General features: G+C 29.2%; 2 protein-coding genes. Both read right to left on the bottom strand.

The window, feature by feature from the left end; genetic code table 11:
• Positions 1–1,744, bottom strand: a 1,744-nt coding sequence (pheT, locus tag AC8IGH_RS05315; RefSeq protein WP_507419676.1) for a phenylalanine--tRNA ligase subunit beta, incomplete at its 3' end; no start/stop codon positions are given.
• Positions 1,741–2,508 (bottom strand): phenylalanine--tRNA ligase subunit alpha (pheS, locus tag AC8IGH_RS05310; protein ID WP_507419675.1); only part of this gene is annotated, 768 nt, incomplete at its 5' end. The genes pheS and pheT, both read right to left, overlap by 4 nt.

The raw sequence follows: 2,508 nt of genomic DNA, 5'->3' as shown, positions 1-2,508 counted from the left end.
CTATTTGCTCTTCAGGTTTTGAACCAAAAAATACTGGTCCACATTCAAATATTTTTTGATCTTCAAAATTTCTATGAATATTATTTTTTATATGAATTAAAAGATTTGAAAAAATAGAAGATCTTAAAGTATCTAAATCATTAGAAATTGGATTGGTAATTAATAAATTTTTGTTATGTAAACCAAATAATGAGTCAATTTTTGAATTTGTAAAAGAATAAGTAACCGTCTCCATATAACCCTTATTAGCTATAGACCTTTGCGCAAATCGACGTAACTTTTGTTTGCCAGTTAAAATATCTTTTGAGCTATCCACCTCAGGCTTAATAAGCTGAATTTTATCATAACCTCTAATTCTTATTAACTCCTCAACTATATCAACTTCCTCATTAATATCAGGACGCCAAGTTGGAATAGTTATTGAATATATATTTTTACTTTCTTTAAATTTAAATCCTAAATTATTTAAAATTTTTTTAATTTCTGCTGATGAAATTTTACTACCTATAATTCTTTCAAATTTATCTGAATTAAATTTAATTCTTTTATTCTTAAAATTGCAATTTCCAGAAATAATCACGTTACTTATTTTTCCTCCACATAATTTATTAATAATTTTTGCGGCAAGCTTTAATCCATATTCCATAATGTTAGGATCAACTCCTCTTTCAAATCTAAATTTAGCATCAGAATTAATCCCTAATTTTTTTGCAATCTTTGATATTTTAACCGGATCAAATAAAGCTGACTCTAACAAAATATTTTTAGTATTTAGAGAGATTGAAGAACTTTCTCCTCCAATTATACCTCCTAAACCAAGAATTTCTTTCTCATTAGTAATTAGACATGCGCCTTCTTCTAATGAATAATTATTATTATCTAAAGCTAAAAACTTTTCTCCTTTTTTTGATGAACGCAAAATAACTTTTTCATCAATTTTTTCAGCATCGTACGCATGTAGAGGTCTATTCAAATCAAGCATAATGTAATTTGTAATATCAACAACAGTTGAAATTGGATTCATTCCAATTGATATTAATTTATCTTTTAACCATTTAGGACTTTCAGTATTTTTAATTCCCTCCATGTAGCAGTATGCAAATGAAGAACATCCAGAATTAGATTGGATAATAACTTTGAATGGATTTTTAATATTAGTTTTTAATTTAATTTCTTCCAAATCAATTAATTTTCCAAGGCCCGCCGTTGATAAATCTCTTGCAATACCTCTTACGCCTAAACAATCAGATCTATTAGGAGTTATAGATATATCAATTGCAGGCTCGCTATTGTTTTTAAAATAACTAATCCCTACTTTAAATTTTTTTGAATCTAACTCAGTAATACCTTCACTTTCATCTGATAAACCTAATTCAGATTCTGAACAAAGCATTCCATAAGAATCGATTCCTCTAATATTAGTAACTTTAATCTTAAGTTGATTTTTTGGAATAACGGCTCCTGGTGCTGCATACACAGTTAATAAACCATCTCTCGCATTGGAAGCTCCACAAACAACTTTTAATATTTTTCCAGATCCAATATCAACGTCACATAATTTTAATTTATCAGCATTTGGATGTTTTTCTGCTTTAATAATTTTTGCTACTAAAAAAAAATTATTTTTTTCTGCTGTTCCTACGTTTTCAACTTCAAGTCCTATATTATTTAAAGTTGAAACAATTCTTTCAACATTTGCACTCGTTTTTAGATGATCTTTTAACCAAGAAGAAGTTATTTTCATCTGCTAAAGCCTCTATAATTTGCAGGTATATCTAATGGATCAAATCCATAATGTTCTAACCATCTAACATCTGTTTCAAAAAAAGATCTTAGATCATTTATTCCATATTTAAGCATAGCCAATCGATCAATTCCGATACCAAAAGCATAGCCCTGATAGATTGAAGTGTTTACTTTGCAATTTTTTAAAACATTAGGATGAACCATCCCACAACCTAATATTTCAAGCCATTTATCTCCTTCTCCTATAACAATTCTTCCATCTTTTAACTCATAGCCAATATCAACCTCTGCTGATGGTTCAGTGAAAGGAAAATGGCTAGGTCTAAATCTCATCTTAATTTTATCCACTTCAAAAAACTTTCTAATAAAATAATCAAGAACTCCTTTTAAATGCCCCATGTTTACATTTTTATCTATATGCAAACCCTCAACTTGATGAAACATAGGAGTATGAGTTTGATCACTATCGCATCTATAAGTTCTTCCAGGTGCAATAATTTTGAATGGTGGCTTTCCTGACAACATAGTTCTTATTTGTACTGGCGAAGTATGGGTCCTTAATAAAATTTCTTTATCTTGACCTAGATAAAAAGTGTCGTGCATGTCCCTTGCTGGATGATGAGGTGGAGTATTTAATGCCGTAAAATTATTATATTCATTTTCAACATCCGGTCCCTCTGCTACTGAAAATCCTATCTCTCCAAAAATAGCTGTTACTTCATCAATGACTTGTGTAACTGGATGAATTTTTCCAAAAGAAAT

It is taken from the genome of Candidatus Allofontibacter sp. (assembly GCF_038145245.1).
Classification (GTDB): Bacteria; Pseudomonadota; Alphaproteobacteria; order Pelagibacterales; family Pelagibacteraceae; genus Fontibacterium.
Note: the sequence above shows the minus strand (reverse complement) of the source record. Positions and strands in the feature narration are given on the sequence as shown.